Source organism: Chitinophaga sp. YR573, assembly GCF_900110995.1.
Taxonomy (GTDB): domain Bacteria; phylum Bacteroidota; class Bacteroidia; order Chitinophagales; family Chitinophagaceae; genus Chitinophaga.
On the sequence record NZ_FOJF01000001.1, the window covers coordinates 3,028,400 to 3,053,633 of the forward strand.

Below are 25,234 nucleotides of genomic sequence, written 5' to 3' on the forward strand. Positions count from 1 at the left end.
TTTCCTTTGCTTTGCGGCAAATTACCTCTGCAATGCGGCTTAAACATCTGCCGGCCCTTGGCCTGCTATTGTTGTTTTCTAATGCTCTGAAGGCTCAGTTCCTTACAGACATGATCGACACTACTACCAGCCTGGGTAAGGGAATGTTCTCCCTTTATCAGAAATACGACGCTGTACGCTTCAGCGGCTACCTGCAACCTCAATTCCAGTATGCCGGAGACAAAGGCATTAAAAGCTATGCCGGGGGAGATTTCCCGGCTCATGTAAACAATCGCTTTACGCTCCGCCGTGGCCGTTTCCGCTTAGATTACTCCCGGTATGATGAGCACCAGATGCCTAAAGTGCAGTTCGCCTTCCAGTTTGATGGTACAGAAAGAGGCGTTTTCATCCGCGACTTCTTCGGACGTGTATTTGAAAACAGATGGAATGTATTATCCGTCACAGCCGGTATGTTCGGCCGTCCTTTCAGTTATGAGGTAAACCTGGCTTCTGCGGACAGAGAAACACCGGAACGTGGGCGTATGTCTCAGATCCTCATGAAAACAGAGAGGGACCTGGGAGCTATGATCTCCTTTGAACCAAGGAAAGCAACACATCCGCTGAGATTCATAAGAATAGATGCAGGACTGTTCAACGGTCAGGGGCTTACTGCTACCAGCGACTTTGACAGTCATAAGGATTTCATCTCCCGTATTACTATCAAACCTCAGACAATACTCAGCAACTGGCGTCTGTCTGGTGCCATATCCTGCCTGTATGGTGGTATGGAGCAGTTTACACAATACATCTACACAATGAATAACAATGTATTCAAAGTAGATTCATCCACCACTAATCTGGGGAAAATAGCGCCCCGTCATTACTATGGGGCAGATATGCAATTGAAGATCCCGAACGGGAAGAATAAAGGATTTACAGAGATAAGAGGAGAATATATCAGGGGATTACAAACCGCTACTGCCGCCAGTACCGAAACACCGGGAACTATTCCCATGACTGGTACAAAGAACGCTCCGTTATACATCCGCAACTTCACAGGCGCTTACTTTTACTTTTTACAGAACTTAGGCAGCCCATTCCACCAGCTGGTATTAAAATATGACTGGTACGATCCCAATTCGAAAGTAAAGGGGAAACAGCTGGATGCTAACTTCACAGAAGGAGATATCCGTTACGATACCTTCGGTGCCGGTTACATTTATTACTTAGATGAACATATGAAACTGATGTTGTACTACGACATCGTAAAGAATGAAAGCACTTCTTTAGCAGGTTATACTTCAGATGTAAAAGACAATGTATTTACCTGCAGGTTGCAATACCGCTTCTAAATACTATTCTCCTGATTCAAGCGTAAAACCAAATGTAGAGCCGATCTCCGGTTTACTCCGGATATTGATCGTCTGGTCATGTGCTTCTATAATGTGTTTAACAATCGCCAATCCTAAACCAGTACCGCCAATATCCCGGCTCCTGGCCCTGTCTGTGCGGTAGAAACGTTCAAACACACGTGGCAGGTGTTCTTCAGACATCCCGATACCATCATCGGAGATTTCTACCAGTACACGTTTATCATCCATCACATAAATACTCGCAACAGTATGCCCGTCCGGACGGCCATACTTAATAGAATTATCTATCAGGTTAATCAGTACCTGTCTTACTTTTTCTTTATCCGCCTGCACATGAATAGGAGCCTCACAGCCTTTCTTCACCTGGAATTTAATCCCTTTGGTATTGGCTTTAAGAGATAAAGTATCAAATACATCCCTTATCAGTTCCTGTATAACAAAGTTCTCTTTGTTGATCGTCATTTCCCCGCTTTCCAGCTTGGAGATCTCATCAAGATCATCAATCAGGCGGCAAAGCCTGTCGATATTCTTGGTCGCATTTTTCAGGAAGAGTTTATTCACATTGGGGTCATCCAGTGCGCCATCCAGTAAAGTATGGATGTATCCCTGTACCGCAAAGATAGGCGTCTTCAGCTCATGGCTCAGGTTGAGCAGGAACTCTTTACGGAACTCTTCGTTCCGGCGAAGCATATCCAGTTCTTCTTTTTTCTGGCTGGCCCATTTCTCCACATCTTCACTCACCTCTTCAATGGTCTTTAAAGGAAGGATATTCTTGTTGAAGAAGTCCTCACGTTTAGACGCTTTGGTTTGATAGATGAATTTATAGATCAGCTTTATTTTCCGGTAGATAAAGTTCTGTAACGTATAGAGATACAGGTAGTACGATACCAGGAAGGTAAGTACAAATGCCGTCAGTATTATCCTCCAGTCGGCATCAATTAATGCTGTACCTAACGTGATAATACCTGATAGTATCAGGGCAGTAAAACCTGCCAGTTTTTGTGGGGAAAGGTTCTTTGCTTTAAACATACTCCATACTGAGTAATTCTTATAATACCGGGAAATTAATCCAATTTTTTCACCTGACATAACTCACACTGCGAAAAGCTTTACGCTTCCGGCACTTTGCTTAAAAAGAACATTCTACATTTCGAACTTATACCCAACACCTTTCACAGTGGTGATAAGGTCGATCCCTATTTTCTGACGTATTTTCCGGATATGCACATCGATAGTACGATCACCTACGATTACCTCTGTACCCCATACCTGGTTCAGTATTTCGTTACGGAGGAATACGCGGCCCGGTTTAGAGGCAAGCAGTTGTAACAGCTCAAATTCTTTCTTTGCCAGGATGATTTCCTGACCCTTGTATGTAACTGTAAATTTCTCACGATCGATGATCAGGTCTCCCAGGTGTACCTGCATTTCTTCCGGTTTGTGAAGGCGGCGGAAGAGAGCATTGATGCGGCTTACCAGTAATTTTGGTTTAATAGGTTTGGCGATATAATCGTCTGCACCCATGTTTAAACCATCGATTTCTGATTTCTCATCATTGAGGGCTGTGAGGAACAGCACCATCGTATCTTTAAATTCCGGAATCTTTCTGATCTCTCTGCAGGTATCAATACCGTTCTTGTTCGGCATCATAATATCCAGCATGATCAGGTCGGGACGAAACACCTTTGCTTTCTGAATAGCCTCGCTGCCATCTTTAGCGGTTACAGTATCATATCCTGCTGATTTGAGATTGTAACTTATAATTTCGAGAATGTCCAATTCATCATCCACCACTAAAATTTTTCCTACTACCGCTTGGTCTATCATATGCTTTGACGTTTTTTAAAGACGACACAAAATTATATCGCAGGCTCCGCTATTAATGTAAATTTAACATTATGTAATTGTTAATTCGGCCGCATGACACAACCCTGACATGAAGTATGGTACTTGAATTTACGCTTTTTTCATGAGCTATACTACCTGATCCTTATTTGTATGCTTATGATTACCATTGTCTCCGGCCATCTTCTTCAAGGCATTTGTCACTTCGTTCAACATCTCAATCTGGGTTTGCTGCATCTCCAGCATGTCCTGTTGCTGGTGAATCAGGAGGTGGTCCATTTTCTCATGCAGCACCCTTAATTCCAGTTCTGCCTTCAAATTGATCATATAATCGTTCTTTGAACGGAGCCGATCCTTCTCTTCCTGCCTGTTTTGGCTCATCATAATCACGGGAGCCTGTAAGGCAGCGAGGCAGGAAAGGATCAGATTGAGTAAGATAAAGGGGTAGGGATCAAAGCCTTTATTCATCAATATATAGATATTGGCCCCTATCCATACCAGGATAAAACTGAGGAAGGAGATGATGAATGTCCAGCTACCGCCAAAAGTAGCAATCTTATCCGCCACACGTTGCCCGAAGGTCATCGGTCCTTCATCTTCCCCATCATCCAGTTTGTCTGTCAGGGTTTGATGATCGCGGAGTTTCTCTACTACATTCCTTTGTAATTGGCTCAATTCATCTATTTCTTTGGAGAACAGTCCTTCGAAATACAGCTGCCGGTAAGGATTCAGCTCAGAAATAGAAAGATTGGACTTCTGCGTGATATGAGGATGCTCTTTCCGGATGATATCCATTAAAGGCTTACGGATAGAGCGGCAATGTACTTTTTCTGAAATAGGAAACTCTTTACCAGAGAGGTCGCTGACGAAACTTTGCATAAACTAAATAGCTTGGAGAGTACTAAATTAATTCATTTTAGCTAGAAAGAGGGGACCCCTACGGGGTCAATCATGAGATATAACAATATGTTCTACAAACACGGGACCCCTAACGGGGTCAATACTGGGTATGTTATAGTTTACTGTGACGAAGTGTGTGGTTAATACGGGGCACCCAGAGATCATCTACGCTGCATTAGGCTCCGATAGGAGCCACGTGTTTGTAGAAAAAGCCTGTTCCCTCCCTGAGGGCCGCTTGCAGGCGGCGTAGCAACTTATCTGATATTTTGGTAGTAAATTTGCTACTATAGCTTTATCAAGTAAGAGAAAAGCACATTTATATTAATGAAAAGATTTATAACTATCTTATTGCTGGCTGCTTTTTCGGGTAGCCTTTTACATGCGCAAACATCAACTCAAAAGATAGAAATTCCTATCGGTCGTATTGGTTTCCATGATAATATCGACAAAGAACAACTGGCAGCTAAAAAGTTTGATGGCAAAGCAGACGACCTGGTACAGGTGTCTGACGACCAGACCATCAACCTGCAGGTAACCAATGCCCTGATCAAACAGGTAGACGATATGCAGAATGAAATAGAGCTGGATAGCAGTCTTGATCACCGTTTAAAGATCAAGTACCTCTCCGGCCTGTACATCATGCTGCACGATTATAACGTAAAACGTTCCTATCGCAGAATAGCGCCGGAAGAAGCCCCCGCTATGGTAAAGGCTTACCGCGATATGATGCATGCTGATATTAAAGGAGAAAGCATCCTGCCCTACATCCAGAACCTGTCTTTTGATGCAGGGGAAAAGATGATAGGAGCATTCAAAGATAATCCCGGATTTAAAGACGCTACTGGCGTGATGTTCGCAAAATATGCCTTCAATCACCTGGAAACAGTAATGACTGAGATCAGTAATTACCTGGAGTACCCGGCTACAGACTCTATCATAGCCGCCGTAGCCAAAAAGTATCCTAACCAGATCCTGACTTACGCAACTTCTTATACACCCATAGCTACTGTCATCAAAAGAAACCAGGACCCTCTTGTACAGCAGATCGTACAAATCGGTAACTCCGGGCAATCCACCCGTATCCTGCCTTTCATAGATGAACTGCTGGCGGGTACTACTACCATAGATAAACTTTCTGCCACCGTAGCTGATGATGATCAGTACTACAAGCAGATGGTAAAAACATCTATCATCCTGCAACAACGTAAGAACAATGGAGAGAGCCCTATGGGTCTCAAAGCCATGATGGAGAACATGCAGGCCAAGTCACTGAAATACATCCGTGAAGTAAACGACCTGCATGAAGAGCCAGCTCCCGTTCGTTTTCGTATCGTAAAAGACTTTACACCTGAAGAACTGTACTACCTTATCATAAATGGTCAAGAAGAACTGTATACCTCCAGTTATACCAACCATAACAACGCCGGTATATATGACCAGATGATGGCCCGTATGAAACCATCCCGTGGGGATAGTTTACTGATGCTGGTATCATTCGATCGCTTCAAGAAATTCATTGCAATGGCAGCGGGTTTCAACACCCTGGATAATTTTCTGAAGTCTATGGCTCCGGAGAATTCCAACTACCTGATGAAGAAATATGTAAGTGCTCTGGAGAAAACAGAAGACCTGGAAGATGCGGTGGACGTAGCCAATTCATTTGGTAGCATCCGCGATCCCCAGCTGCTGTCTTTCCTGCGCGAAGAAGTGCGGAAGAACTATGTATACGTTTCTAAAAAGAAGGAAAGACGTGGTACTGTAATTTATGAGCTGCTGGGTAGTTTGTTTGATACTGAAACAGAGAAAAGTACCGATTCTTCCAAAGCAAGTGAAATGTCTGCCAAGCTGCAACTGCCTCCTATCAACTTCGTATCTTTTAACTCTTTACAGAGTGATAGCGGACGGGTGTATGAACAGGTATTCTTCTACGGAGATAAAGACGGACATGAGTCATACCTGAGCTTCATGAGTAATTTCCCTGGTGGGGAATGGAAAGTGACCAAAGGTAAATACTGGACTACCATCACTTCCCTGAAAGGTAAGCCTGTAACAATATTCGCAAACCTGCCAATAGCAGAGCCGGACGATAAAGATGCTATCCAGAAACTGAGTGAGTACCTGGATGAGAACGATATCCATCCTACTGTATTCATTCACCGTGGTCACAGTTATCACATTAACACTACGCTGGACAATCTGCAAAGCTCTGCCCGCATAGTAGTACTGGGTTCCTGTGGTGGTTATCACAATATGTCGGTAGTACTGGAAAAGTCACCAGAAGCACATATCATCTCCTCTAAACAGGTAGGTACCCGTTTTGTAAACGAGCCTATCATCCGTGCGCTGGATGAAACGATCCGTGCAGGTAAGAATGTAGACTGGGTAGAGATGTGGGCAGGATTAGGCAGACGTTTTGCCGGTGATCCAAGGAATAAGGAACTGTTTAGTGATTATGTGCCACCCCACAAAAATCTGGGAGCCATTTTCATCAAGGCTTACCGTCAGATAATGAAAGACGCTAAGTAAATATATTTTGGGTGCAGGGCGAAGCCCTGCAAAACCCCTTTAATGTTTTTGTGATGGAGCGAAGCTCCATCACAAAAACATTGCTTTTTGATCAAAATAAATCACCCCAAGACGGTTTTTTTATTGTAAAAATAAAAAGCAGTAGGTTTGCTTACCGATCGCTGATCAGATCTTAGCATCCGTTCTCCGCACAAGAAAAGTATAAGGAAGTAGTAAAACAGGTGATCGGTAAACACATGCCAGGCGGAAGCTTATAGCGAAAATAGTACGGTGGAAAATTTAGCAGTCAAGAAGGTTTTTAACGTTAGTCTATTACGGCGCATATTCACTTTTGCAGTCCCTTACAGGCGATCCTTTTACATGTCGATGTTCCTGACAGTATTGCTGGCAGTCATATCGCCTATGCGTCCTTACCTCATACAGTTAACAGTAGATAAATACATTGCAGGGCAGCTGATGCAGATGCTGATAGGTGTTACTATCATACAGATCCTGTTATTGCTGGTAGAAACCGTGATGCGGTTCTATTTCTCCTATCTCACGAACTGGCTGGGACAGTCGGTGGTAAAAGACCTGCGGGTAGCGGTGTACAAGAAGATCGTACATCTGAACCTGGCATTCTTCGATAAAACCCCTATAGGAACTTTAACCACCCGTACCATCAATGATATTGAAGCGATTAACGACGTATTCTCGGAAGGGTTGATTTCTATAGTAGCAGATATGCTGATGATCATCGCCATCTTAGGCGTGATGTTTATGGCCGACTGGCGGCTGACGCTGATCAGTTTATCCCCTTTCCCCATCCTGATCATTGCTACTTATGTGTTTAAAGAAAGCGTGAACAAGTCGTTCTACAAAGTGAGAAACGCGGTTTCCGCCCTGAACGCCTTTGTACAGGAGCATCTGACAGGAGTGGCTATTGTACAGGCTTTCTCCGCAGAGAAAAGAGAGTTCGCCAAGTTCAAGACCATCAATAAAGAACACCGTACGGCCAACGTAGAGGCCATCTTTGCCTATTCGGTGTTTTTCCCTATAGTGGAAATCATTCTTGCTATCTCCCTGGGCCTCATGGTTTGGTGGGGTGCTAACCAGGTATTGAATTATGAGGTGAGTCAGGGTGTGATGATCGCTTTCATCATGTACCTCAATATGTTATTCCGTCCACTGCGTATGCTGGCAGATAAGTTCAACACGTTACAGATGGGGATGGTTGCCAGTGAAAGGGTGTTCCGCATCATGGACAGTGAGGACTATATCGATGACAGGGGCAGGAAGGACGCGTCCGCTATGAAGGGGGCTATTACATTCGATCATGTATGGTTTGCCTATAAAGATGCCGATTATGTACTGAAGGATATTAATTTCCACGCCAACCAGGGCGAAACAATCGCCATTGTGGGGCATACGGGTTCCGGTAAAACGACTATCATCAGCATTTTAAACAGGTTATACGAAATCCAGAAGGGGCAGATCCTGATGGACGGCACAGACCTGAAAGACTACTCTTTACGCTCCCTGCGCAGCAAAATAGGGGTGGTATTGCAGGATGTATTCCTGTTTGCCGGCTCTGTATATGAAAACATTACCCTGCGCAATACAGGTATTACCCGGGAGCAGGTAGAGCATGCAGCCCGGCTGATAGGTATGCACGAATTCATCATGCAGCTGCCTGGCGGCTATGATTACCAGGTAATGGAGCGGGGAAGTACCCTTTCCCTGGGGCAGCGCCAGCTGATCTCTTTTGTGAGGGCTTTACTGTACGATCCGGCTATCCTCATCCTGGACGAAGCCACTTCCTCTGTAGACACTGAGTCCGAAACACTGATCCAGAACGCCATAGATAAACTGATTGCAGACCGGACCTCTATCGTCATAGCACATAGATTATCCACTATCAGCAAAGCCAGCAAGATCATTGTGCTGGATAAAGGGGAGATCAGGGAGATGGGTACCCATGAGGAATTGCTGAAACTGGGCGGTTTTTACTACAAACTGCACAGTATGCAATTTAAGCAGGCAGGTGTAGCATAAACGTTGTATATGCTTATTATTTTTAAAGTGTTAAATTCGTAATATCATTCCTTCACTTTTTTTTGTGATGCACCTACCTTTTTGATAATAAATCAGCTATCTTTGCGCAAAATTTCAGAAAGCGGTGATTTCCTTAAATCTGTTCAAACATAGACTGGTAGCACTTGTTGTTGCTCTTAGCATAAGTGGATTTTGTTCGTTTGCGTATGCCGAGGAACCTGCAGCACAAGAGCATGGTGAACATGCGGCAGCCCCCGGACACGAAGAGAAAAAGGGTTTTAACGCCAAGGAGGTAATTCTTGGTCACGTTAAGGATGCTCATGACTGGCATCTGCTGGACATATCCGGTACCCCTGTAACAATGCCTCTTCCGGTGATCGTTTACAGCAAAGTAAAAGGGTTCACTGTATTCTCTTCTTCCCATTTCCATCACGGACATGTTGCTTACGAAGGTTATCGCCTGGTAAATGCGCATTACCTGGAAGAAAAGGGCTTGAGTGCAGCTAAATACATGGAAGGCAAGATCATCGCGGTTGATGCGAATGACATGCCTACTGATGAAGCGATCTATGATCTCTCCATGACGAAGAACATCACCTCTATGCTGATTGGCGCTATTCTGCTGATCTGGCTGATGCTGAGTGTTGCAAAGACCTATACTACCAGAGGTTCCAAAATGGCACCTAAAGGGTTCCAGGGTGTAATAGAGCCGGTGATCATCTTTATGCGTGATGAAGTGGTAAAGCCTAACATCCCGGGCAAACACTTTGAAAAATATACGCCTTTCATCTTAACTATCTTCTTCTTTATATTGATCAATAACCTTCTTGGTTTATTACCTGGCTCTGCCAACGTAACGGGTAACCTGGCTGTAACTGCAGCTTTGGCCCTGATCAGTTTCCTGGCTACCATGTTCAGTTCCAACAAGCATTTCTGGGCACACACGCTGAATCCTCCTGTACCGGGATGGGTAAAGCCGATCCTGGTTCCTGTGGAAATCATTGGTATATTCACTAAGCCGGTATCATTGATGATCCGACTGTTTGCTAACATACTGGCAGGTCACATTATCATCCTCAGTATCATTTCCCTGGTGTTCATCTTTGGTTCTCTGAACCAGATTGCGGGTTATGGATTCTTACCAATCACTATCCTCTTCAACATTGTAATGATGATGCTGGAGTTACTGGTAGCATTCATACAGGCATTCATCTTTGCAAATCTTACGGCGGTATTTATTGGCCAGGTGATGGAAGAAGGACACAGCCACGATGAAAAACATCATTAATCAGATTATTCGTAATAACAATAAATACACATTTCAATTATGGCAATTTTAACTGTTTTACTGCAGGCATCTGCAGATGCAGCAGCGGCCGCTTCAGGACTGGCTAAGGCTGGTGGTGCAATCGGTGCTGGTATCGCTGCTATCGCAGCAGGTATTGGTGTTGGTAACATCGGTAAAAGCGCACTGGAATCTATCGCTCGTCAGCCAGAAGCTGCTAACGATATCCGTGCAAATATGATCCTGGCTGCGGCGCTGGTAGAGGGTGTTGCCCTGTTCGGCGTTATCGCTGGTCTGCTGGCTGTTGTGCTTTAAGCGAAACTTATTACTGCATCCAAAGCACAGGGCGATGGATGCAGTAATTCAATTACATGCGAACCAAATAAATTTTCATAATCATGGATTTGTTACAGCCAGCGTTAGGCTTGTTTACCATCTCGTTGTTAATTTTCATTATTGTATTTCTCATACTGAAGAAATTCGCGTGGAAACCAATTCTTTCTGTATTGAAAGAAAGGGAAACTTCCATCTCAGAATCTATCGCCACTGCTGAAAGGGTGAAAGAGGAAATGGCGCAGATGAAAGCCGAACATGAGCACGTACTTGCTGAAGCAAGAGCGGAAAGAAGCAAGATTCTGAAAGAAGCCAAAGACGCTAAAGATCATATCATCAGCGAAGCCAAAACACAGGCACAGGCAGAAGCCAAGAAAATCATCAGCGAAGCATATACCGCTATTGATAACCAGAAGATGGCCGCTTTAACAGACGTGAAGAACCAGGTAGGTAAACTGGTAATTGAAGTTGCTGAGAAAGTCCTGCGTAAAGAACTGTCAGATAAAACTGCACAGGAAGGTTACATTAAAGAACTGGCAGGAGGAATAAAATTAAACTAAGTTACAAAGCTCCTTAGGTAGATCAATGCTCCCATAAGGAGCTACGTGTTTACAGAGCCTACAGCTAACAAGATATAAATTATGCAGAATCCCCGTTTAGCATCCCGGTATGCGAAATCTTTGGTAGATCTGTCTTCTGAAAAAGGACAGCTGGAAGCGATACACGCAGACATGCTGTTCATCCAGCAGTTGTCGAAAACGAACGCCGATGTGGTAAGTTTGCTGAAGAGCCCTATCATTAAACCAGAAAAGAAAAAACAAATCCTGGCTGCTATATTCGATAAAAGAGTAAGCGCAATCACCAGTGCATTTGTTACTTTACTGGTAACGAAGGGAAGGGAAAGCAATCTGCCGGAAATAGCGACTGAATTTATCAGCCAGTATAATGTGCTGAAGAATATCAGTAAAGTGAAGATCACGACGGCGGTTCCTGTAGATGCTGCTACACTGGATGTAATCAAAAAGAAAGTACAGGCTGGAACTGACAAACAGATCAATCTGGAATCAGCAGTAAATGCTGACCTGATAGGTGGTTTTGTGCTGGAATCAGACGGTAACCTGTATGATGCTTCTGTATTACGCGATCTGAACGATATCAAAAAACAGTTTACGCAGAATATCTACGTAGCTGCTATTAAATAAAAAACATTCACAGCAGCCGCTGCGTACACGCAAAGCTGTTGTCGTTATAACATTAAAATTTAACGACTCTTTCTAAAAAGCATACATATGGTGGAGATAAAACCTGATGAAATTTCGGCGATATTACGCCAGCAACTAAGCAACTTCAATGCTGCTGCCGACCTGGAAGAGGTAGGTACAGTATTGCAGGTGGGAGACGGTATTGCACGTATTTATGGATTAAACAATGTTCGCTCAGGTGAACTGGTTGAATTCGAGAATGGTGTTAAAGCAATCGCACTGAACCTGGAAGAAGATAACGTGGGTGTGGTATTGATGGGTGAATCCGGAAACATCAAAGAAGGTAATAAAGTACGCCGTACCGGCCAGATCGCATCTATTAAAGTAGGTGAAGGAATGGTTGGCCGCGTAGTAAATACACTGGGTCAGCCTATAGATGGTAAAGGCCCTATCACTGGTGAACTGTATGAAATGCCCCTGGAACGTAAAGCTCCTGGTGTACTTTTCCGTGAACCAGTAAAAGAACCACTGCAAACAGGTATCAAAGCTATCGATGCAATGATTCCTATCGGCCGTGGACAGCGTGAGCTGGTAATCGGTGACCGTCAGACCGGTAAAACTGCTATCTGTATTGATGCTATCATCAACCAGAAAGAGTTCTACGAAGCTGGCAAACCGGTTTATTGTATCTACGTAGCTATCGGACAGAAAGCTTCTACCGTTGCAGGTGTAATGAAAACCCTGCAGGAAGCTGGTGCCATGGCTTACACCATCATCGTAGCTGCAACTGCTGCAGATCCTGCTCCATTACAGTTCTACGCTCCTTTCGCCGGTGCTGCGATTGGTGAATTCTTCCGTGATAGCGGTCGTCCTGCCCTGATCGTTTATGATGATCTGTCCAAACAGGCGGTTGCTTACCGTGAGGTTTCCCTGTTGCTGCGTCGTCCTCCAGGACGTGAAGCATACCCTGGTGACGTATTCTACCTGCACTCCCGTTTGCTCGAACGTGCAGCGAAAGTGATCAGCAAGGATGAAATCGCTCAGCAGATGAACGACCTGCCGGAATCTATCAGACACCTGGTTAAAGGTGGTGGTTCCCTCACAGCGTTGCCAATCATCGAAACACAGGCTGCCGACGTATCTGCTTACATCCCTACAAACGTGATCTCCATTACGGATGGTCAGATCTTCCTGGAATCAAACCTGTTCAACGCAGGTATCCGTCCGGCGATCAACGTAGGTATCTCTGTAAGCCGCGTAGGTGGTAACGCACAGATCAAATCCATGAAGAAAGTATCAGGTACCCTGAAACTTGACCAGGCTCAATACCGTGAAATGGAGGCTTTCTCTAAATTCGGTGGTGACATGGATGCGTCTACAAGACAAACAATCGATAAAGGTGCCCGTAACGTGGAAATCCTGAAACAGGCACAGTTCTCTCCATATGCCGTAGAAAAACAGGTAGCTATGATTTACCTGGGTACAAACGGTTTACTGCGTGAAGTACCTGTTAAGAATGTAAAAGCATTCGAAGAGGCTTTCCTGCATGAAATGGAAGTACGTCTGCCTGATGTGCTGGCTGAATTCAAAAAGGGTAACCTGCCTGATGATGGTCTGAAACGTATGACCGCTCTGGCAAGTGAACTGAAACCAAGATTTGCATAAGCGCAAGTATATTATGAGAAGGTCCGGCTGATTTCGCCGGACCTTTTTTATTTCCACTTACCGGTGAACAATCTGCTTTTTTATCTGTAGAACTTCTAACCGACAATATTCCTGTTTTTACCGGTAATCTACCCCTCATTTGCCTGTTTGCCGTTGATTAACGCCTCCTGACCAACTAGTTTTGTTAAAAATTAACACAGCCCCCTATGTGGAGAAAAATTAACCTTAATCTGTTCGCTTTGATCTTTTTACCGGTCTGCCTGATGGCTCAACAGAAAATAACTGGTAAGATCACAGATAGCAAAAAAAAGCCATTACCCGGTGTTAACATCGCCATAAAAGATACTTACGACGGAGCTTCCAGCGCCGCCGATGGTACCTTCTCTTTTACCACAGATCTTAAAGGAGAACAAATCATCTCCGTTACTTTAAACGGCTATCGCCCCTTCGAACAAAAGATAAATCTCAATAACCCACAGGTATATAATATCGTTTTAAAAGAACTCATCAGTCAGCTGAATGTAGTGACTATCTCCGCCGGTAGCTTCGAAGCCAGCGATGAAAGAAAAGGAACTGTACTGAAACCACTGGATATCGTATCCACTGCCGGTGCAGGTGCGGACATTGTGAACGCATTGAAAACATTACCAGGTACGCAGCAAACCAACGACCGTGAAGGTCTCTTTGTACGCGGTGGTACAGGTTACGAAACACAAACCTTCATAGACGGATTGCTGGTACGTAATCCCTTCTATTCCGGCCTGCCGGATATGCCGGGCCGCGGCCGCTTTTCACCATTCCTGTTCAAAGGAACAACCTTCAGCAGCGGTGGTTACTCTGCCCAATACGGACAAGGCCTGTCCTCTGCACTGATTCTGGAATCCCAGGACTTACCGGAACGTTCTTCCTCTTCTGTAGGAGTATCTGTCATCGGTGCCAGCGTAGGAGTAGACGAACTGTCTAAAGACAAGAAAGGTTCTTACGGAGTAGAAGCAGACTACACCAACCTGGGGCCATACCTGGACGTAGTGAAGTCTAAATTCAAACCCAGTGTAAACCCGGAGATCATAGGTACTTCCGCCAACTTCAGAAGAAAAACGTCTTCCACCGGTATGCTGAAATTTTACGGTTACGGTAACTGGACACATATGGGTACTTATCATCCAAGTCTGGAATACCCGGGATATAACGAATTATTCGAACTGCGTAATCAGAACGTCTATACCAATCTTACCTATAAGGAAAGATTAGGTAAAGGATGGCGCATCAGTTCCGGCCTTTCATTCAGCAGTAATACAGATGATATCCATACGGATACACTGGAAAAAACTGCCCCCACAAAAATCAAAAACCTGTCTTCGTTAACACAGGCAAGAGTGATGTTCACCAAATCTATCGGTTACTATTCTTCCCTGCGTATGGGGGGAGAATACCAGTACGGTGTGGAGAATGGGGCCTTTAACAGCTATCACGCAAATTATACAGATAATTATTCAGCAGTTTTTGCAGAGGGAGATATCTATCTTACTCCGCAGCTGGTAGGTCGTGTAGGTGGTCGTGTAGAACATTCTTCTGTACTGGCAAAAACCAATTTTGCACCACGTGTATCACTGGCGTATAAAATGGATGCTTATAGTCAGGTGTCCCTGGCGTATGGAGATTACTACCAGAAACCGGAACAGCAATACCTGCGCTTTAAACCCAACATGGATTATATGAAGGCTACGCATTATATTGCCAGCGTTCAGCGTATTACAGGGAATTATACATTGCGTGTGGAAGCATTCTATAAGAAGTATCACAACCTGGTGAAAACCAGTCCTGATACCAGCAATGGTGGTACCGGTTATGCAAAAGGTATTGAACTCTTCTGGCGTGATCATAAAACCTTTAAGAATATGGATTACTGGATTTCTTATTCTTATCTGGATACAAAGCGTAACTACCTTACATACCCGTACGAAGTGCAGCCTGATTTTGCAGCGAAGCATACATTTAGCGTAGTATACAAATACTATGTACCTTCAATCACCACGTTCTTTGGCGCTACCTATAGCTTTTCTACAGGCCGCCCTTACTATAATCCAAACCTGCCGGTTAATAAATTCATGACGCAGAAAACAATGGACTACAACTCGCTGGGACTCACAGTCAGTTACCTTACCAGCATCAAAAAGGCGTTCACTGTTTTTGTATTATCTGTGAGTAACATCGGTAATTTCAAACAGGTATATGGTTATCGTTATTCAGCGGATAAGCTGCGCAGGGAAGAGATCACACCTAATATACCCCGCTTTGTTTATGTAGGTATGTTCATGAACTTTGGTATAGACAGAAGACAAGATGTAATCAACAATTTATAACTATAAAATTCACCATTATGAAACGTATACTATTTGCCTTATTACTGTCTGCCGGTATTACCTCAGCTTCTATGGCGCAGAGCGCACAGTATGAAGGAGCAATGACTAAACAGATTGCATTGCTGGATGATTATAATAACTTCAACCCTGAGAAATTGCAGGAACTGGCTAATACTTTCGAACGTATTGGTGCAGCGGAAAAAACACAGTGGCTGCCTTTTTATTATGCAGGATATTGTAATGTAATGCATGCTTTCCTGGAAAAAGATCAGAGTAAAGTAGATGCGATTGCAGATAAGGCAGCAGCGGATATATCAATAGCAGATACGCTGAGTCCCAAGAACGACGAAGTGTATGTAGTGAAATCTTTGATAGCCTCTTCCCGTATCAGTGTAGATCCTCAGAGCAGAGGCAGACAATACGGAATGGAAGCGGCTAACTGGCAGAGCGAAGCTGCAAAGATCAACAGTGAAAACCCACGTGTATATATCTTACAGGGACAATCACTGTTTTATACACCAGAGCAGTTTGGTGGCAGCAAATCGGAAGCAAAGAAGAAATTTGAGATTGCTTTACAGAAGTTTGGCACTTTCAAACCTGCCAGCAGCCTGGCTCCTCATTGGGGAGAAAGACAGGCGCAACACCTGATTTCACAGATTAAGTAATTATAAAATCGCCCTCTAAAACCTGACTCCGGATAGCCCTCTGAAAAGAGGACTTTTCCGGAGTTCTTATTTTCCGGTATTTTTGGGTGCAGGGCGAAGCCCTGCAAAATCCCTTCAATTTTTTTGTGGTGGTGCGAAGCACCATCACAAAAAAATTACCTCTCCTCTGCTGTGCGATTTCAGTTGTTACGGTTAACTTTATAAAGCACGTAAATACCCCTGTTAACCTCGTAAATGTAACCTCATGAGAATCCTGGAGAACAAACTCACAGTCGCGTCCACATCCGCATTAGTATTATCCGTGGCAAAAAGCCTTTACCAGGACGGCTGGAGCTATGAATACATTTCCCGTATAGATTTCAGCGCCGTAGAAAAACTGGCAGAAGAACTATACAACATCACCCCCTTATTCCAGGATGTACTGTTAATAAGAAAAAGAATGGTACGTCACCTGGTAACACAACTGATGCTGCAACATCCCCGCCAGCAGGTATGCATATTAGGGGCAGGATTAGACCCGCTGGGATTAAAAATAGCAGAAGACTTCCCCATCCACCTCAAAGCCATCTATGAAATAGATAACGCCTGTGTAGAGGAAAAGAAAGAACTGTATGCGGCCATCTCTTTTGATGATGACAGGTTATACCACCTGCACGCGGATTTGACCAACATCCCTCTGCTGATGCAGACATTAATAGACACCGGTTATAACCCCGATGAGCCCACATTGATCGTATTTGAAGGTATTATGCCTTACATCTCTGAAGAGCAGTTTCTGCGCATTATGAGGGCCTTCTGTTCAAGAACAAGGAACAATGCGGTAGTAATGGATTATATGCTACAGAACGAAGATCTGCCTTTTAATTTTGTATCCAGGGCCAATGATATACTGGAAGTACTGGGTAGTGCCTTTGGTATGCCGCTGAGACAGTTCAGCCGCAAAAAGATATTAAACCTGTTATCCTTACTGGAAGCAGAAATATTTGAAGTATACGATATGCAGGCCGCAGAATATATCCTGAACGGCCATAACAAAAAGTATCACCTGAGAGGAGAAGGAATGCTGGAAATGGTAGCTTTCAGTATTTAATTACTCAGAAGCCAGCTGTATTTTCTTTAAAGGGTTACGTGTATTCTCCGCATAGGTTTCGCGTTTCTCCAGAATCTCCAGGCAGGAAAAAATAGCCTGGCGGAAAGACTCAGGATCTGCCAGGTTCTTACCGGCAATATCAAAAGCAGTACCATGATCAGGGGAAGTACGTACTATCGGCAGACCGGCAGTAAAGTTAATGCCCTCACCGGTAGCCAGTGATTTAAAGGGGATAAGACCCTGGTCGTGGTACATGGCTAAAATACCATCAAACTGGTTGTACATGCTTCTTGCGAAGAAAGCATCTGCACTATAAGGGCCAAAGCATAAGATGCCATTGCTCTTAGCCTGGTTAATAGCAGGTATGATCTGTTCAATTTCTTCACGGCCAATCAGTCCTTCATCACCTGCATGGGGGTTAAGACCCAGCACTGCAATACGCGGAGTATCAATCCCAAAGTCTTTTACCAGGCTCTCCTTCATCATCTGCAGTTTATCCAGGATATTCTCTTTGGTCACATATTTCGCTACATCAGCCACTGGCACATGTTCAGTAAGCAGTCCTACACGCATATTCTCTGCAGTCATGAACATCAGCACATCTTTAGCGCCGAAGGCATCACGCAGGTAAGGCGTATGACCGGTATAGTTGAATTGTTCGCCCTGTATATTCTTTTTATGGATAGGAGCTGTTACCAGTCCTTCGATATGATCATCTTTCAGGCATTGAATAGCCACTTCCAGTGAACGGGCAGCATATTTACCACCTAATTCGTTCAGCACACCCGGAGTGATCTGTACTTCCTCTTCCCAGCAGTTGAAAACGTTCACCTGCTTATGGTTAAGGCGGGTAAAGTCTTTGATACTCTGGTAATTGAAGTTGTTCTCATTCATCAGCTTCCGGTAGAAGTTGATGGTTTTGTTGGAAGCAAATATCACCGGGGTACAAAACTCCAGCATCCTGTTGTCTGCAAAGGTTTTGATAATGATTTCCGCGCCTATGCTGTTGATATCGCCGACAGTGATACCAATTACCGGTTTGTTCGTATGGGTGGTGCTACTCATGCTTGTTTGAGAATAATGCGCAAATATACGCAGAAAGGACATCCCTTGTTGCTTGTGGCTAATTACGTAATTTCGCAGACGAATGTATACACTCAAAAAATCGCTGGGCCAGCATTTCCTGAAAGACGAGAATATTTGCAGGGATATTGTGGGGTCCTTACCTGTAGTTCAAGACCAGCAAGTACTGGAAGTAGGCCCCGGTGCGGGCGCCATTACCAAATACCTGTTGCAGTTGCCTGGAATCCATTTCAAGGCAGTGGAGCTGGATGCTGAAAAGGTGCAGTACCTCGAGAAGACGTACCCGGCCATAAAAGGCAAACTGATCCATCAGAATTTCCTCGAAACACCTGCGCCTTTTGAAGGGCAGTTCAGTGTTATCGGCAATTTCCCCTATAATATCTCCTCTCAGATCATGTTCAGGATACTGGAATGGAGAGAGCAGGTACCACAGGTGGTAGGAATGTTCCAGAAAGAGGTAGGGGAGCGTATCGCTGCCGGCCACGGTAATAAGGAGTACGGCATTCTAAGTGTGCTGATACAGGCTTATTACAAGGTGGAATACCTCTTTGAAGTACATGAGAACTGCTTTAATCCGCCACCAAAGGTGAAATCCGCCGTAGTGAGGTTCACCCGGCTGGAGCAGCAGTACGACATTGCCAGTGAACGGAAGTTCTTTGTACTGGTAAAAACTGCTTTCGGCCAGCGCCGCAAACAGTTACGTAATCCGTTAAAAAGTTTATTTGATAAGGAAGTCCTGCAGGACGAGATCTTCACTAAAAGAGCAGAAGCTTTGACGGTCGCTGATTTTGCAGCACTCTCCCATAAGATGAGATGATATGAGCAGGAAAGTTTTAATTACCGCGAAAGCGCATAATTATTTGAAAGACAGGCTGGAAGAGAAAGGATTCGAAGTTACCTACCAGCCATCCATCAGTTACGAAGAGGTAACAGCCATTATATCAGAATACGTGGGGATGATCGTAACCACCCGCATCCGGGTAGATAAGGATATGCTGGACCGTGCCGGCCAGCTACAGTGGATAGGCCGTCTGGGAAGCGGGATGGAACTGATAGACGTTCCTTATGCAGAAAGCAAGGGCATCAAATGTGTAAGCAGTCCGGAAGGCAATTGTGATGCAGTAGGAGAGCAGGCGCTGGGCATGCTTCTCAGCCTGATGAACAATGTGCTGAAGAGTAACCTGGAACTGCGTAAAGGCATCTGGGAAAGGGACGGTAACCGTGGTTTTGAGCTGAATGGCAGGACGGTAGGTATTATAGGCTTCGGAAATACCGGGGGGGCCTTCGCCCGTAAGCTGCGAGGCTTTGATGTGAACATCCTGGCATACGACAAATACAAGACGGGCTTCGGCAATGAATACGTGAAAGAGGCCACCATGGCACAGTTGTTTGCAGAAGCAGATGTGGTAAGTGTACACCTGCCGCTGACAGCAGAAACGCAGCATATCGCCAATACCAACTTTTTCAACTCATTTCATAAACCAGTATGGTTCATCAATGCAGCCCGGGGGAAACTCACGGATACTGCAGATGTGATTACCGCGCTGGAAAGAGGTACTATTTCAGGCGCCTGCCTGGATGTACTGGAAAATGAGAAGTTAAATACTTATTCCGCTGTGGAAAAGGAGCAGTTGGAAAGACTATTACAGTTGCCCAACGTGGTTTTAACTCCTCATATAGCTGGTTATTCTCACGAAGCAAGTATCAAGATGCCGCGTATTGTTCTGGAGAAATTAAACATTCTCTGAACATTATAAATACCGTACATATGACAATATTTACCGGCGGAATTAAAAAATAATTATATTTGCATTATACCAATAATACAACGCTTCTGTGCAAATGGGAGCGTTGATTTTTTTTTACTATTTCTAAAACATAACGTTATGTCTGGTATAAACTACGTTACCAAAGAAACCCTGGACCAGATGCGGGAAGAGCTCAACTTCCTGAAAACAAAAGGCCGGGCAGAAATCGCCAGGGCTATTGCAGAAGCAAGGGAAAAAGGTGACCTCAAGGAAAATGCTGAGTATGATGCTGCAAAAGAAGCACAGGGATTACATGAAGCAAAACTCGCTTCCCTGGAAAATGCAGTCGCAACAGCGAGAGTATTGGACCAAGAATCCATTGATACCTCTAAAGTATCCATATTATGTAAGGTAACGATTACGAATATGGCGAGTAAGAAGACCGTTACATATCAGATAGTATCAGAAAAAGAAGCCGATCTTAAGTTGGGTAAAATTTCTATTACTTCTCCCATAGGTAAAGGAGTATTGGGTAAAGCTATAGGTGATGTAGCGGAAGTAGTAGCGCCTAACGGGAGCATGAAATTCAAGATTGATAATATTACGATATAGCTGAACTATACGGTAATAAGATGATTATGAAAAAGTCCCCTCGCTAATAACGAGGGGACTTTTTCATAACTTTGTTCTCATTAAACCCGAATCCATGACTGTTTTCAGTAAGATCATAAAAGGAGAGATACCCAGTTACCGCATTGCAGAGAATGACAGTTTTTATGCATTCCTGGATATATCACCGTTGATGAAAGGGCATACGCTGATAGTGCCTAAGGAAGAAGTAGACAAGTTCTTTGATGTAAGAGATGATATGCTGGGAGAGTGGCTGTTGTTTGCGAAGCCTATTGCCAATGCAATAGAAAAAGCTTTTCCGTGTAATCGTGTAGGTGTAAGCGTGATTGGTCTGGAAGTGCCGCATGCCCATATGCATCTGATACCCATTAATACGGCAGATGACATGAATTTTTCCCGTCCTAAACTAAAGTTATCAAAAGGTGAATTTGAAGAGATACAGGCACAGATTATATCTGCCCTGGCACATTAAAGCGGAATCCCACGCCGTGTAATGTTTCCAGCTTTATAGCGGGATCTGTCCTGAAATGCTTCCTGAGTTTCGTGATAAATACGTCCATGCTGCGGCCCAGGAAGTAATCGTCCTTGCCCCATACGTGAAATAGTATCTCTTCGCGTTTGAGTGTTTTGTTTGCGTTATCGCAGAGATATTTCAGCAGATCGGCCTCTTTTTGGGTGAGGGTGCTGGATACTTCTCCGTTTTTCTCGCGCAGAATGAGGTCATTATAGTCAAAGGTAAGTTTGCCTATACTGTATTGGGTGCGTTTTTCTGTGGTTACAACTGTTGTGCTTTTGCTTCTTTTCAGGAACACTTCTATACGCAGTAACAACTCCTGCATACTGAAAGGCTTGGTGATATAATCATCAGCCCCTGTTTTGAAACCTTTGATCTTATCCTCGTCCATCGCTTTTGAGGTGAGGAAAAGGATGGGGATGAAATCATTTTTCCTCCTGATCTGTTCAGCAAGTGTAAACCCGTCTTTCTTAGGCATTACAACATCCAGCAGACATATGTCAAAGGTCCTTAGCTGGAATTGCTCCCAGGCCATTTGTCCATCTGTACTATGCACTACATCGTAGCCCGCATCTTCCAGTCGTTTTTTTGTTACTGCACCAACATTCTGATCATCTTCCACCAATAGGATTCTTGCTTTCATAGCTTGTGATGCTGATTATAATCAAATACCATAGTTTATGGTGTGTAAAGCTCCGTGTACCATATTTTTGGAGCCATTATGAGGAATTTACTTCAAAGTAAACGCAATTTATTAACTTCTTGAAAAACGGCAAGCTCTAAAACGAGAATTATCCAATTATTCTATCCGGGTGCTTCTGCAGGAACTGCTCCCAACCTTTGCCTTTACTGGTATCCGGTAATACGCTTGATTCCTGGAAAAAATGACAGACTGCCACTGCCAGGGCATCTGTAGCATCCAGATACTCAGGGCGTTCCTGGAAATTGAGGATTCTTTGTAACATTTGCCAGATTTGCTCTTTATCTGCATTCCCATTGCCTGTAATAGATTGCTTCACCTTTTTTGGGGAATACTCAGTCACCGGTACCCCTGCATGCATGGCCGTCGCTATAGCTACTCCCTGGGCTCTTCCCAGTTTCAGCATACTTTGGACGTTTTTGCCAAAAAATGGGGCTTCAATAGCGCAGGACACCGGTTTATGCGTTTGTATCAGCTCTTGTACACGGGCGTGTATTAACTGCAGCCTTTCGTAGTGGTCTTTATATTTGGACAATTTCAATACATCCATTTTCAACAGGCTGGCCTTTGTACCCTCTACCAGTATCAGTCCGTAGCCCATTACCAGCGTACCGGGGTCAATGCCCAGAATTATTTTTGCCTTGTTTGCCAACCACAGTTTATTTTTGCCAAAATCTTGATGTCTGAACAAAAGTACCAAAATAATTCTCAATTACCTGCTGGGTGCAGTGCTTTTTGCCTGGTTAGCCTATTCCATCTACACCCAGGTGTTAACCAAAGCTGACTTGCAGACATCTTTGCGGCAGATGCTTTCCACCCTTAGAAATAAAGGCGGAATAGCCCTGGCCGTGGTGCTGATCGGTATGCTGCTGAACTGGGGGCTGGAAGCCCGCAAATGGCAGATGCTTGTACAACCCCTGCAGAAAATATCTTTTCTGCGGGCATTCAGCGCAGTGCTTTCCGGCGTTTCTTTCTCCATTAATACCCCTAACCGCATTGGCGAGTACGGAGGCCGCGTACTCTATCTCAAAAACAACCGCAGCAAGCTGAAGGCTATTGCCGCCACCATGGTGGGCAGCTTAAGTCAGCTGATCGTGACTATTATCTTTGGGTTAATTGGGCTGATGTACTATATCAGCAAATTCGCGCTGGTAAAGGGAGATAGCCATTTTGCCCCCGGCTTCTGGGAGAAAATCCTGCTGGGGGTCCTTACAGTTATTTGCGTACTGATCATATTGTTATATTTTCGGTTACAGATCATTGTGGCTATATTTGAAAAGATCCCGTTTCTAAGAAAAGCCAGAGTGTTCATACAGATCATTGTTCGTTACTCCGCAGGAGACCTCGAACGTTTGTTACTGCTTTCTGCCTGTAGATACATGGTCTTCTCGGCACAGTATTTGATTTTGCTAGACTCTCTGGGCGTGGAAATGCATTGGTGGCAAGGGTTTTTGATGAATGCGGTCATTTACCTTGTTATGGCGATAGTGCCCACGATAGCCATTGCTGAACTGGGCCTCCGTGGTAAGGTGAGTCTATACTTTATGGGTTTACTCAGTGCCAATAGCCCCGCTATCATCGCTGCTACTGTAGGTATCTGGTGTATTAATTTACTGCTGCCCGCTATACTTGGCAGTGTGTTGTTGCTGGGAATTAAGATTTTTAAGGAAAAATAGCTTTCACCAATGAGGTTTATTTTACTCATCGTACTCAGTCTGGCCATTATCCGCCCTGTAATTGCACAAACAGAATTCTGCGGTATTACCAACACCAGCTTCCGGGCTGGCGAGAATATTACCTTCAAAGTATATTACAACCTCGGAAGACTCTACGTAGGAGCCGGGGAAGCCGTATTCACCTGCCAGCTCGAAAAGCTGAATGGAAGAGATGTGTATCATGTTACCGGTAACGGCAAAACCTTTCGTACCTACGACTGGTTCTTTAAAGTACGCGATAAATACGAGAGCTTTATCGACACCTCCAATATGCTACCCCTGCATTTCTTGCGCAACGTGGATGAAGGCGGCTATAAATTCTATAACAACGTAACCTTTAATGCTCCACAGGGTACAGCTACCAGTACCAACGGTACCTTCAAAGTTCCCCCTTGTACGCAGGACGTGATCAGTGCCATTTACTACGCCCGTAACATCAATTTCGATAAATATAAACCCGGAGATAAGATCCCCTTCAGCATGTTCCTGGATGATAAGGTTTACAATATCTACATCCGCTATGTCGGCAAGGAAACAGTGGAAACCAAATTTGGTAAGTTTCGCGCTATCAAATTCATGCCACTGCTGATAAAGGGTACCATGTTTGAGGGTGGGGAAAAAATGACCGTATGGGTGAGTGATGACGGTAATAAGGTGCCATTGCGTGTAGATAGTCCCATTTCTGTTGGCAGTATCAAGGTGGATATGGTGGATTATAAGAACCTGCGTTATAACTTTACCTCACTCATTAGTAAGTAACACCCGGACTTTAGTCTTATCTTAACGTTCTATGAACAATGGACAGACTATATTTGTTTCTACATTAACACTTTAATGAATATGGAAGATCGTAAACCAAAAATATTACTGGCCGAAGATGATACCAACCTGGGTATGGTACTGAAAAATTATCTTGAACTGAATGACTATGAGGTAGAACTCTGCCGCGATGGTATACTGGCACTGGCCGCATTCAGAAGAGAGAAATTTGATATCTGCCTGCTGGATATTATGATGCCTAATATGGATGGTTTTAAACTGGCAGAAGAAATCCGTGACGTAGATCCTGATATTCCACTCTTCTTCCTGTCTGCTAAAACAATGAAAGAAGATATCATTCAGGGATATAAATTAGGGGCAGATGATTATATCGCGAAACCATTCGACAGTGAATTGCTGCTGCTGAAAATCAAAGCTATCCTGAAACGTAACCAGGAGCTGAACAGCAAAGAGGAAGATATCCATGAATTTAAAATAGGCAGATACGAATTCAATGCGCGTCTGCGTACTCTCGCAAAAGAAGGCGAAACAAATACCCTTTCTCCAAAAGAGAATGAGTTGTTACGCATGCTCTGCGAGCATAAGAACGACCTGCTGCCGCGTGAACTGGCCCTTAAGAAAATATGGGGTAGTGATACCTATTTCAACGGACGCAGTATGGACGTATACATCGCCAAGCTGCGCAAGTATCTGAAAGAAGATACCAATATCGAGATCGTGAACATCCATGGTAACGGTTTCCGGCTTGTTGTAAAAGAATAGAACTGATTAATCATAAAGAGGCTCCTGACGAAGAAAATTGTC

Annotated in this window: 24 protein-coding genes; 18 read left to right on the forward strand and 6 right to left on the reverse strand. The window is 44.2% G+C overall.

Annotated features, from left to right (window positions below; translation table 11 throughout):
- Positions 1 to 32 precede the first annotated feature (32 nt).
- Positions 33 to 1,331, forward strand: coding sequence for a porin (locus tag BMW86_RS12770; protein ID WP_255372910.1), 1,299 nt, complete (start codon positions 33 to 35; stop codon positions 1,329 to 1,331).
- Positions 1,332 to 1,334: 3 nt separating this feature from the next.
- On the opposite strand, the gene BMW86_RS12775 is transcribed toward BMW86_RS12770, so the two are convergent.
- From BMW86_RS12775 to BMW86_RS12785, 3 genes are all read right to left on the reverse strand, one after another.
- On the reverse strand, positions 1,335 to 2,381 hold the full coding sequence (locus tag BMW86_RS12775) for a sensor histidine kinase (protein ID WP_177189248.1): 1,047 nt from the start codon (positions 2,379 to 2,381) through the stop codon (positions 1,335 to 1,337).
- 114 nt (positions 2,382 to 2,495) lie between these two features.
- Entirely contained in the window at positions 2,496 to 3,179 is a 684-nt protein-coding gene (locus BMW86_RS12780; RefSeq protein WP_089782147.1) for a response regulator transcription factor, read from the reverse strand.
- A gap of 147 nt (positions 3,180 to 3,326) precedes the next feature.
- Positions 3,327 to 4,076 carry a DUF1003 domain-containing protein gene (locus tag BMW86_RS12785; protein ID WP_089782148.1) on the reverse strand — a complete coding sequence of 250 codons (750 nt, stop codon included), beginning with the start codon at positions 4,074 to 4,076 and terminating at the stop codon, positions 3,327 to 3,329.
- 345 nt (positions 4,077 to 4,421) lie between these two features.
- On the opposite strand from BMW86_RS12785, the gene BMW86_RS12790 reads away from it, so the two are divergent.
- The 10 genes from BMW86_RS12790 to BMW86_RS12835 all read left to right on the forward strand — a co-directional run bounded on the left by BMW86_RS12790 (position 4,422) and on the right by BMW86_RS12835 (position 17,260).
- The gene (locus BMW86_RS12790) at positions 4,422 to 6,623 is read left to right on the forward strand and encodes a hypothetical protein (RefSeq protein ID WP_089782149.1); all 2,202 of its coding nucleotides are present in this window, start codon (positions 4,422 to 4,424) and stop codon (positions 6,621 to 6,623) included.
- 360 nt (positions 6,624 to 6,983) lie between these two features.
- Positions 6,984 to 8,657, forward strand: a complete 1,674-nt coding sequence (locus BMW86_RS12795) for an ABC transporter ATP-binding protein (RefSeq protein ID WP_255372911.1) — start codon at positions 6,984 to 6,986, stop codon at positions 8,655 to 8,657.
- Between the two features lie 124 nt (positions 8,658 to 8,781).
- Positions 8,782 to 9,945, forward strand: coding sequence for a F0F1 ATP synthase subunit A (gene atpB, locus BMW86_RS12800; protein ID WP_089782151.1), 1,164 nt, complete (start codon positions 8,782 to 8,784; stop codon positions 9,943 to 9,945).
- Positions 9,946 to 9,984: 39 nt separating this feature from the next.
- Positions 9,985 to 10,257, forward strand: a complete 273-nt coding sequence (gene atpE / locus BMW86_RS12805; RefSeq protein WP_089782152.1) for an ATP synthase F0 subunit C — start codon at positions 9,985 to 9,987, stop codon at positions 10,255 to 10,257.
- Positions 10,258 to 10,340: 83 nt separating this feature from the next.
- Positions 10,341 to 10,835: a F0F1 ATP synthase subunit B gene (atpF, locus tag BMW86_RS12810; protein WP_089782153.1), complete on the forward strand. Its 495-nt coding sequence runs from the start codon at positions 10,341 to 10,343 to the stop codon at positions 10,833 to 10,835.
- An 81-nt stretch (positions 10,836 to 10,916) separates the two neighbouring features.
- A complete protein-coding gene (gene atpH, locus BMW86_RS12815; protein ID WP_089782154.1) occupies positions 10,917 to 11,477 on the forward strand; it encodes an ATP synthase F1 subunit delta in 561 nt (186 codons plus the stop codon).
- An 87-nt stretch (positions 11,478 to 11,564) separates the two neighbouring features.
- Positions 11,565 to 13,142, forward strand: coding sequence for a F0F1 ATP synthase subunit alpha (gene atpA, locus BMW86_RS12820; RefSeq protein WP_089782155.1), 1,578 nt, complete (start codon positions 11,565 to 11,567; stop codon positions 13,140 to 13,142).
- A gap of 206 nt (positions 13,143 to 13,348) precedes the next feature.
- Entirely contained in the window at positions 13,349 to 15,505 is a 2,157-nt protein-coding gene (locus tag BMW86_RS12825) for a TonB-dependent receptor (RefSeq protein ID WP_255372912.1), read from the forward strand.
- A 17-nt stretch (positions 15,506 to 15,522) separates the two neighbouring features.
- Positions 15,523 to 16,170 (forward strand): hypothetical protein, encoded by a 648-nt coding sequence (locus tag BMW86_RS12830; RefSeq protein ID WP_089782156.1) that lies wholly within the window; start codon positions 15,523 to 15,525, stop codon positions 16,168 to 16,170.
- 244 nt (positions 16,171 to 16,414) lie between these two features.
- Positions 16,415 to 17,260, forward strand: a complete 846-nt coding sequence (locus tag BMW86_RS12835; RefSeq protein WP_089782157.1) for a class I SAM-dependent methyltransferase — start codon at positions 16,415 to 16,417, stop codon at positions 17,258 to 17,260.
- Here BMW86_RS12835 and pdxA read toward each other — a convergent pair whose 3' ends face one another.
- A complete protein-coding gene (pdxA, locus tag BMW86_RS12840) occupies positions 17,261 to 18,325 on the reverse strand; it encodes a 4-hydroxythreonine-4-phosphate dehydrogenase PdxA (protein WP_089783663.1) in 1,065 nt (354 codons plus the stop codon).
- Positions 18,326 to 18,407: 82 nt separating this feature from the next.
- Between pdxA and rsmA the strand changes: the two genes are divergently transcribed.
- From rsmA to BMW86_RS12860, 4 genes are all read left to right on the forward strand, one after another.
- Positions 18,408 to 19,160: a 16S rRNA (adenine(1518)-N(6)/adenine(1519)-N(6))-dimethyltransferase RsmA gene (rsmA, locus tag BMW86_RS12845; protein WP_089782158.1), complete on the forward strand. Its 753-nt coding sequence runs from the start codon at positions 18,408 to 18,410 to the stop codon at positions 19,158 to 19,160.
- A 1-nt stretch (position 19,161) separates the two neighbouring features.
- Positions 19,162 to 20,091, forward strand: coding sequence for an NAD(P)-dependent oxidoreductase (locus BMW86_RS12850; protein ID WP_089782159.1), 930 nt, complete (start codon positions 19,162 to 19,164; stop codon positions 20,089 to 20,091).
- A gap of 138 nt (positions 20,092 to 20,229) precedes the next feature.
- Positions 20,230 to 20,703 carry a transcription elongation factor GreA gene (gene greA / locus BMW86_RS12855; RefSeq protein ID WP_089782160.1) on the forward strand — a complete coding sequence of 158 codons (474 nt, stop codon included), beginning with the start codon at positions 20,230 to 20,232 and terminating at the stop codon, positions 20,701 to 20,703.
- A 94-nt stretch (positions 20,704 to 20,797) separates the two neighbouring features.
- A complete protein-coding gene (locus BMW86_RS12860; RefSeq protein ID WP_089782161.1) occupies positions 20,798 to 21,193 on the forward strand; it encodes an HIT family protein in 396 nt (131 codons plus the stop codon).
- On the opposite strand, the gene BMW86_RS12865 is transcribed toward BMW86_RS12860, so the two are convergent.
- Together BMW86_RS12865 and ruvC are read right to left on the reverse strand one after the other, a co-directional pair.
- Positions 21,171 to 21,878, reverse strand: a complete 708-nt coding sequence (locus BMW86_RS12865; RefSeq protein WP_089782162.1) for a response regulator transcription factor — start codon at positions 21,876 to 21,878, stop codon at positions 21,171 to 21,173. The two genes, BMW86_RS12860 and BMW86_RS12865, sit on opposite strands and share 23 nt — an antisense overlap.
- A 148-nt stretch (positions 21,879 to 22,026) precedes the next feature.
- A complete protein-coding gene (gene ruvC / locus BMW86_RS12870; protein ID WP_255372913.1) occupies positions 22,027 to 22,587 on the reverse strand; it encodes a crossover junction endodeoxyribonuclease RuvC in 561 nt (186 codons plus the stop codon).
- 64 nt (positions 22,588 to 22,651) lie between these two features.
- Here ruvC and BMW86_RS12875 point away from each other — a divergent pair, with 64 nt between their 5' ends.
- The 3 genes from BMW86_RS12875 (at position 22,652) to BMW86_RS12885 (ending at position 25,192) form a co-directional block, all read left to right on the forward strand.
- A complete protein-coding gene (locus BMW86_RS12875; protein ID WP_410492557.1) occupies positions 22,652 to 23,611 on the forward strand; it encodes a lysylphosphatidylglycerol synthase transmembrane domain-containing protein in 960 nt (319 codons plus the stop codon).
- Between the two features lie 9 nt (positions 23,612 to 23,620).
- On the forward strand, positions 23,621 to 24,409 hold the full coding sequence (locus BMW86_RS12880) for a DUF3108 domain-containing protein (protein ID WP_089782165.1): 789 nt from the start codon (positions 23,621 to 23,623) through the stop codon (positions 24,407 to 24,409).
- A gap of 81 nt (positions 24,410 to 24,490) precedes the next feature.
- Positions 24,491 to 25,192 (forward strand): response regulator transcription factor, encoded by a 702-nt coding sequence (locus BMW86_RS12885; protein WP_089783664.1) that lies wholly within the window; start codon positions 24,491 to 24,493, stop codon positions 25,190 to 25,192.
- Positions 25,193 to 25,234 lie beyond the last annotated feature (42 nt).

What these genes read in the sequence shown, in the direction of transcription:
- atpH (WP_089782154.1), top strand. Translation starts at nt 10,917, where the DNA reads ATGCAGAATCCCCGTTTAGCATCCCGGTATGCGAAATCTTTGGTAGAT.
- pdxA (WP_089783663.1), bottom strand. Translation starts at nt 18,325, where the DNA reads ATGAGTAGCACCACCCATACGAACAAACCGGTAATTGGTATCACTGTC.
- atpE (WP_089782152.1), top strand. Translation starts at nt 9,985, where the DNA reads ATGGCAATTTTAACTGTTTTACTGCAGGCATCTGCAGATGCAGCAGCG.
- BMW86_RS12825 (WP_255372912.1), top strand. Translation starts at nt 13,349, where the DNA reads ATGTGGAGAAAAATTAACCTTAATCTGTTCGCTTTGATCTTTTTACCG.
- BMW86_RS12790 (WP_089782149.1), top strand. Translation starts at nt 4,422, where the DNA reads ATGAAAAGATTTATAACTATCTTATTGCTGGCTGCTTTTTCGGGTAGC.
- atpA (WP_089782155.1), top strand. Translation starts at nt 11,565, where the DNA reads ATGGTGGAGATAAAACCTGATGAAATTTCGGCGATATTACGCCAGCAA.
- BMW86_RS12780 (WP_089782147.1), bottom strand. Translation starts at nt 3,179, where the DNA reads ATGATAGACCAAGCGGTAGTAGGAAAAATTTTAGTGGTGGATGATGAA.
- BMW86_RS12835 (WP_089782157.1), top strand. Translation starts at nt 16,415, where the DNA reads ATGAGAATCCTGGAGAACAAACTCACAGTCGCGTCCACATCCGCATTA.
- BMW86_RS12850 (WP_089782159.1), top strand. Translation starts at nt 19,162, where the DNA reads ATGAGCAGGAAAGTTTTAATTACCGCGAAAGCGCATAATTATTTGAAA.
- BMW86_RS12785 (WP_089782148.1), bottom strand. Translation starts at nt 4,076, where the DNA reads ATGCAAAGTTTCGTCAGCGACCTCTCTGGTAAAGAGTTTCCTATTTCA.
- greA (WP_089782160.1), top strand. Translation starts at nt 20,230, where the DNA reads ATGTCTGGTATAAACTACGTTACCAAAGAAACCCTGGACCAGATGCGG.
- BMW86_RS12775 (WP_177189248.1), bottom strand. Translation starts at nt 2,381, where the DNA reads ATGTTTAAAGCAAAGAACCTTTCCCCACAAAAACTGGCAGGTTTTACT.
- BMW86_RS12770 (WP_255372910.1), top strand. Translation starts at nt 33, where the DNA reads ATGCGGCTTAAACATCTGCCGGCCCTTGGCCTGCTATTGTTGTTTTCT.
- BMW86_RS12885 (WP_089783664.1), top strand. Translation starts at nt 24,491, where the DNA reads ATGGAAGATCGTAAACCAAAAATATTACTGGCCGAAGATGATACCAAC.
- BMW86_RS12795 (WP_255372911.1), top strand. Translation starts at nt 6,984, where the DNA reads ATGTCGATGTTCCTGACAGTATTGCTGGCAGTCATATCGCCTATGCGT.
- rsmA (WP_089782158.1), top strand. Translation starts at nt 18,408, where the DNA reads ATGTATACACTCAAAAAATCGCTGGGCCAGCATTTCCTGAAAGACGAG.
- BMW86_RS12880 (WP_089782165.1), top strand. Translation starts at nt 23,621, where the DNA reads ATGAGGTTTATTTTACTCATCGTACTCAGTCTGGCCATTATCCGCCCT.
- atpF (WP_089782153.1), top strand. Translation starts at nt 10,341, where the DNA reads ATGGATTTGTTACAGCCAGCGTTAGGCTTGTTTACCATCTCGTTGTTA.
- BMW86_RS12830 (WP_089782156.1), top strand. Translation starts at nt 15,523, where the DNA reads ATGAAACGTATACTATTTGCCTTATTACTGTCTGCCGGTATTACCTCA.
- BMW86_RS12860 (WP_089782161.1), top strand. Translation starts at nt 20,798, where the DNA reads ATGACTGTTTTCAGTAAGATCATAAAAGGAGAGATACCCAGTTACCGC.
- BMW86_RS12865 (WP_089782162.1), bottom strand. Translation starts at nt 21,878, where the DNA reads ATGAAAGCAAGAATCCTATTGGTGGAAGATGATCAGAATGTTGGTGCA.